This window comes from Methylobacterium sp. J-072 (assembly GCF_022829425.1).
Classification (GTDB): domain Bacteria; phylum Pseudomonadota; class Alphaproteobacteria; order Rhizobiales; family Beijerinckiaceae; genus Methylobacterium.
Window position 1 is genome coordinate 48397 of the sequence record NZ_JAKSYK010000103.1, and the last position, 6000, is coordinate 54396.

Sequence of the window (6000 nt, forward strand, 5' to 3'; positions counted from 1 at the left end):
CCGCGGCGCACCTCCCCTTCGCCACAGCCGACCCACTGCCACGAGCCCCATCAGGAGCCCGAACGATGACGCACGCCCGCATCCCCGATTTCAGCCAGCCCGCCCCGGTCCGAAGCACCGCCGCCCCCGTAGCCACGCGCCGACGGATCCCGGTCGACGGCCGCTTCCTCAACCTGCCGAACGAGCCGGTCCTGGGCGTGATCGAGCCCTGGCAGGCCGTGACCCCGGTCCGCCCGGACACCGCGCACAGCCGCAGCCTCCGCTTCCTCGACACGGCCGGCGAGCTGCTGGCCGCGGCCTTCATCATCGGCGGCGGCATGGTGCTGACCGGCCTCGCCTCCCTGCTCTGAACCGACCCGCACCCGAGCGGGTCGGCTGCCTCACGGTGCCCTGAGCCCTCGACCCCTTTCACCCCCCGTCTCTGCCCTTCACGAACCTGCACAGGAGTTCGATCGATGTCTCATGCCTTCGCCACCGCTCGCCCCACCCCGTCCCTGCGCATCTCGCTCGCCGAGCGTACCGCCGCGCTGAGCGCCGCCCTGACGCGGGTCCGTCGAACCCCGGTCGCACCCCAGTCCGACACCCGCGCCGCCCTGCTGGTGGCTTACGTTGAGGCGCAGGACGTGCGTCCGATCTTCGAGCAGGAGGACGACCACAGCACTCTGCGCTATCGCGCTGCCCTCAAGGTCGAGATCCGGCTGCGTCGCCTCGTGTCGTCGGTGGTCGAGGCGCCCACACCGATCACCCGTGATGGGCTGGCGACCCTGGCGCTCGCCATGGCGATCGATGCCGAGGGCAGGATGCAGTTCCGCGGTGACAGCGACCGTGAGTATGCTCGCGCCGCCCGCGCCCTCGTCCTCCTGACGGGGACGACCCTGCCGGCCGGCTTTCTCGGTTTCGGCGACGAGCCCGGGTTCGAGGGCCGTGAAACAGCGTTGCTCGCTCGTCCTAGCCGCCTCCCTGAATGGGCGCAGGTCGAAGCCTCTGCGGCAGCCTGAACTCTCTGATCCCTCCCTGCGGCGGGGGCGACCGGCGGTCACTCAAGTGGCGCCGGTCGCGTATCCGCTTCTCAGCCACCTATGCCCTCGACGCCGCGGACCGTATCATCGCCGTGCTCGACCGCATGGACGGGGATGCCGACGACGAGGATGGCGGGGACGCTGAGCCTTCGCTGGCGGCGCCCGAGAACCACACCGGTAGCCAAGTCACATGGCTGCGCGGCAACGATCAGGACCGAGAGGCCGAGGCGCCCGAGGCCGTGCTGCCAGAGGTGACGACGCTGATCGAGGTAGAGCCTCTGCGCTGGGGCGGCCGCGGGAACGTCGTGGCGGCCGCCGGATCCTTCCTCGTCGAACTGCTGGAGCAGGCGTGAACCTAATCCCCGCTGTTCCCTCTCTTTATATATGTCTGGTTCTATACTGATCAGGCACGCGACGTTTCTGTTGCGGAGACAGCACGGCGCCGATCCAAAAACAGTTTTTGGTTTGAGCTGGGCAATTTGTGATTGCAACTGCTCTCGACGCGGTACCCTCGGACGCATCAGGCTGGCGGCAGAGATTAGATCGCCGGTGGCCACCGGCTGCAGGGCACGCCATGAACCCGATCACGTTCAATTTCACTGGCGCTATCCAGAATTACACCGTGCCGTTGAGCGGTACCTATGACCTGTCAGGGTTCGGAGCTGGCGGCGGGGCCAGTGCTGCCTCTACCGGCGGCAGCGGCGCGCAGGTCGGCGCTACCTTCAACTTCGTGCAGGGCCAGCAGCTTCAGATCATCGTCGGTGGTGTTGGCAGCCAAGGCCAAGAGGGTGGCGGCGGTGGCGGTTTCACGGCGTTTCTGGCTAATTCCGGAGCCGGAACACCCTATTCCACTCTCCTAATTGCGGGCGGCGGCGGCGGCGGGGGAGCGAATTTCAGCAACCAGTCGACATCCAACGGTCTGAATGCTCAAGCCAACCCTGTGGGAGGCATTCTCGGCGTCGGCGGTGCTGCGGGCACTAGCGAAAGCACTATCTTTCCTGGCGGCGGCGGCGGTGGTGGAGCAGGTGCCACAAGCGGTGGTGGAAGCAGTCTGACCGCTAGCGGCGGCTTGACGGGCCCAAGCTATACAGGCGGTCAGAACCTACTCATAGGTAACAGTAATGGTGGCTTTGGCGGCGGCGGCGGCGGCGGCTTCTACTACGGTGCTGGCGGCGGCGGTGGCGGAAACACTGGCGGAGCAGGCGGCAACTCTTACGATGGCAGTGCCAATGCAAACATATATGGCGGTTACGGTGGGGGCGGCGGAACCTCATACTTAGCCGCAGCTGGCAGAGTGAATGCCGCAGAGACCCGCGATGGGGCAGGGATCAGCACGGGCGACGGCAGCGCGCGGGTAAGCCTAGTTGCTGCTGCGCCGCCAGCCAACAACGCCCCGTGCTACTGCACCGGCACTCGCATCCTCACCGACCGCGGCGAGGTCGCCGTTGAGGCCCTTGCAATCGGCGACGTGGTCGTGACCGCCTCGGGCCAGCACCGCCCGATCCGCTGGATCGGCAACCGCAGCTATATTGGCCGCTTCGCCAATACGAACCCTACTGTCCTGCCCGTGTGCGTGAAGGCTGGAGCGCTCGCCGACGGCGTGCCGAGCCGCGACCTGTGGGTTTCGCCCGATCACGCGCTCTACCTCGATGGCGTGCTCATCCCGGCCGAGCACCTCGTCAACGGCGCCACCATCGTGAAGGCCGATCGCGTCGAGAGCCTCACCTACTGGCACATCGAACTCGACAGCCACGACGTGCTGCTGGCCGAGGGTGCGCCAGCCGAGAGCTTCGTCGACGATCACGGCCGAGCCATCTTCCACAACGCTGCCAGCTACGGCGCCCTATACCCGAACCAGCCGGCATGGCCGGTCGCGGCAGTCTACTGCGCCGAGCGGGTCAAGGACGGCTATGCCCTGGAGGCCGTGCGCCGTCGCCTCGCCCTGCGCGCTGGCCTGCCGGTGGCACCTGCCCGGGTGTTCGGCGAGCTACTCGGCCACCTCGACCTGTGCGACGGCCTGCGCGTCTCTGGCTGGGCCCAGGACCTCGCCCATCCGGATGGCCCGGTCTGCCTCGACATCGTCGTCGACGGCGCCGTGGTCGCTCTGGCCTGTGCGGAGACCTACCGGGCTGACCTCGAGGCTGCCGGCATCGGCGACGGCTGCCACGCCTTCGACCTGGAGCTGCTGCAGCCGCTGACGCTCGAGGCCGCTCACATGGTCGAGGTCCGTCGCTCGGCCGACGGTGCCGTGGTCGGCACGCTGCGGCTTGAGACCGCGATCGCCGCAGCCGCCTGATCCATGGCGCTACGCGGGCACGTCGACTGGCTGTCCCGCCGGCAGATGATCGGTTGGGCGCAGGATACCACTGCGCCCGACACCCCCGTCAGCCTATTCGTTTCGGTCGACGGACGGGTGGTGGGTCGTTGCCTCGCTGACCGACCCCGTGACGACCTCGTGCGGGAGGGTATTGGTCACGGCCGGCACGGCTTCGATTTCGCCTTCCCCGACGGCGCGCTGCCGGCGTTGGCCCGATGCACGGTGGCTGTCCGACGTGAGGGGGACGGTGCGGTGGTCCCAGGCTCCCCCCGGGCCCTGGACCCGATCACGGCGTTCGACAATGACCTGCAGGCGCGGCTGGCGCACGCTCTGGCCGAGCCCGTCGACGACGCTGAGGCGGACCGACGCCTCGCCTTCCTGATGGACCAAGCTCAGGTGCTACGCCGGGCTCGCGCTGGGCAGCACGGATCGCTGGCCGCCAGCCAAAATCAGCCGCGCGCACTCGTCGTCGACACCGTGATGCCGGACGCGGGTCGCGACGCCGGCTCGAACGCGATCCTGTCGCATATGCGCTCGCTGCAGCGGCTCGGCTACGCGGTGACGTTCGTGCCGGCCGATCTCTGGGCTAACGGCGCCGCCTTGGAAGCGGAAGGCATCACCTGCTGCCTGCACCCCTGGTACGCCACGGTCGAGGAGGTGCTGCGCTGGAACGCCGGAGCCTTCGCGCTCGTGTACCTGCACCGGGTCGATACCGCTGGGCGCTACAGCCAGCTCGTGCGCGATACGCAGCGGGGTGCGCGCCTGATCTACAGCGTTGCCGACCTGCACCACCTGCGTACCGCCCGGCAGGCCGAGGTCGAGGACCGGGCCGATCTCGCGGCTTACGCCGAGCACCTGCGGTTCCTGGAGCTGACCGCGGCGCGGGCGGCAGACGCGGTGATCACGCACTCGACCGTCGAGGCCGCGCTGTTGCGCCGGCACGTCCCACCAGAGTGTGTGCACGTCGTGCCTTGGGCGGTGGCGTCACGCCCGACCGCGGTGCCGTTCGCCGACCGGCGTGGGCTGGCTTTCATCGGCGGCTACGCGCACCGGCCCAACGTCGACGCGGCCCGGCTCCTGATCGAGGCCGTGATGCCCATCGTATCGATCGAGCCGGCGATCCCGTGCCTGCTGGTGGGGAGCGGCATGCCTGAAAGCCTACGGGCTCAGGCAGCGTCCCGGCCGGGTGTTGAGGCCGTTGGGTACGTGGCTGACCTCGCGTCCGTGTTCGACCAGGTACGGCTGACAGTGGCGCCTCTGGCCTACGGGGCAGGGGTGAAGGGCAAGGTGCTCGACAGCCTCGCGGCGGGGGTGCCGTGCGTGTGCACGCCGGCGGCGGCCGAGGGGCTGGATCTGCCTGCGCCGCTCGCAGAGCTGGTCGCGGACACGCCTGCGGGCTTGGTGCGATCGATCGCGACGCTGCACGAGGACGAGGGGCTGAACCGAGCCTGCAGCGAGGCCGGGCTGGCCTACATGGCCGAGCGGTTCAGCGAGGGGCGGGTGGATGCGCTGATGCGGGCAGTGCTGCGGCTGCCCGGTCCAGCCGTTGAGGATGGAGCCTCGTGACACCCGAAGCCTTCCTCGCCGAGGTCGCACATCCGAACATGGTTGCTGCGCTGACCGACCCCGACGACATGCGGGCGATCGTCAACGCGATCCTGAGCCTCGACACGCTGGCCGGGATCCTCCACGCAACCGGTGTGGAGGCGGGCGATCATCGCATGTCCGGCCTCGCTACCGACGATACGTTCCGGGACATGCTGGCCGGCGTCTCGGACAGTTACCGGGTGCTGCGCGACGCGGCCGCCTCGCTCAAGCACGGCGCGCTCAAGCACAAGAAGGCTCGGCTGGTCCGGCGCGCCGCGGCCTCCCAGACGCGCCGCAACGGGTTCGGCCTGATGCAGTGCGGCGACCGCATCGGCATGGATATCGTGGTCATTGAGCTTGACCCGGGCCCCGGGGTTCGTGCGGGCGAGCGACGTCGTGGCCGACAGCTATCGGATGCTGAAGCGGGTCACAGAAGGCTGGCTAGTAGGGATCGACGAGCACGACCGCGGCACGTTCTACCTCACCGGGCCGGGGGCGTCTTTGGAGGGGTAATCGGCAGGTTACGGCGCGATCGGATGCGCTGACATGACCGCCGCCGCCAGCACGGTCCGGAACGCCTTCTCCTGCGGCCCTGAGCGGTCTACCGCACCGAAAGCTGGCGTGGCGTTCACAAGGGCAGCGATGTCGATGCTGTGCCCACTAGCGAAACGGTAGGGGCCAGCCGCCGAATTTCGAAGGTAGAGGTCGATGGCCGCCACAATCTCTTGGCTTGTGATGATACCTGCCTTGCGCAGGTCCGCGAGGGTCGAAGGTCCGGCGTGCATGGTCGCGCTGATCATCCCCTGACGTTGACTTAACCGTGCCGCCCAGCCGACATGGACCGTTCCGGCTGAGGCGCCTTCTGGCGAGTCGCCGGGACCATCAGGAGACACCGCCGCCGCAAGTCGACCCCTGAAAAGCCAACGGGCCCCCCGTCGCCAAACGAGGAGCCCGTCGAAAATCTAAGTGGCCTGTGGGGGCCGGTTTCCAATCCCCACAAGCCACGAGACGCCCCCAGGCGTCAAGCGGGAACGCCAATTCCCGCGATGATGAGGCTTTGCCTTGTGGACCGGACGC

8 protein-coding genes are annotated in these 6000 nt (G+C 68.4%); 7 read left to right on the forward strand and 1 reads right to left on the reverse strand.

Annotated features, from left to right (window positions below):
- The first annotated feature begins 65 nt into the window (after nucleotides 1–65).
- The 7 genes from MKK67_RS11440 to MKK67_RS11470 all read left to right on the forward strand — a co-directional run bounded on the left by MKK67_RS11440 (nucleotide 66) and on the right by MKK67_RS11470 (nucleotide 5468).
- Nucleotides 66–350 carry a hypothetical protein gene (locus MKK67_RS11440; protein ID WP_243964537.1) on the forward strand — a complete coding sequence of 95 codons (285 nt, stop codon included), beginning with the start codon at nucleotides 66–68 and terminating at the stop codon, nucleotides 348–350.
- Between the two features lie 105 nt (nucleotides 351–455).
- A complete protein-coding gene (locus MKK67_RS11445; RefSeq protein ID WP_243964538.1) occupies nucleotides 456–998 on the forward strand; it encodes a hypothetical protein in 543 nt (180 codons plus the stop codon).
- Between the two features lie 113 nt (nucleotides 999–1111).
- On the forward strand, nucleotides 1112–1372 hold the full coding sequence (locus tag MKK67_RS11450; protein ID WP_243964539.1) for a hypothetical protein: 261 nt from the start codon (nucleotides 1112–1114) through the stop codon (nucleotides 1370–1372).
- A gap of 570 nt (nucleotides 1373–1942) precedes the next feature.
- Nucleotides 1943–2074 (forward strand): hypothetical protein, encoded by a 132-nt coding sequence (locus tag MKK67_RS32610; protein WP_279601586.1) that lies wholly within the window; start codon nucleotides 1943–1945, stop codon nucleotides 2072–2074.
- A 239-nt stretch (nucleotides 2075–2313) separates the two neighbouring features.
- Nucleotides 2314–3315, forward strand: a complete 1002-nt coding sequence (locus tag MKK67_RS11460; protein ID WP_243964540.1) for a Hint domain-containing protein — start codon at nucleotides 2314–2316, stop codon at nucleotides 3313–3315.
- Nucleotides 3316–3318: 3 nt separating this feature from the next.
- Nucleotides 3319–4902: a glycosyltransferase family 4 protein gene (locus MKK67_RS11465; RefSeq protein WP_243964541.1), complete on the forward strand. Its 1584-nt coding sequence runs from the start codon at nucleotides 3319–3321 to the stop codon at nucleotides 4900–4902.
- Complete coding sequence (locus MKK67_RS11470; RefSeq protein ID WP_243964542.1) at nucleotides 4899–5468, forward strand: hypothetical protein; 570 nt, start codon at nucleotides 4899–4901, stop codon at nucleotides 5466–5468. The genes MKK67_RS11465 and MKK67_RS11470 overlap by 4 nt, the downstream gene beginning before the upstream one ends.
- Here the strand turns inward: MKK67_RS11470 and MKK67_RS11475 are convergent.
- Nucleotides 5445–5723 (reverse strand): hypothetical protein, encoded by a 279-nt coding sequence (locus MKK67_RS11475; RefSeq protein ID WP_243964543.1) that lies wholly within the window; start codon nucleotides 5721–5723, stop codon nucleotides 5445–5447. The two genes, MKK67_RS11470 and MKK67_RS11475, sit on opposite strands and share 24 nt — an antisense overlap.
- Nucleotides 5724–6000 lie beyond the last annotated feature (277 nt).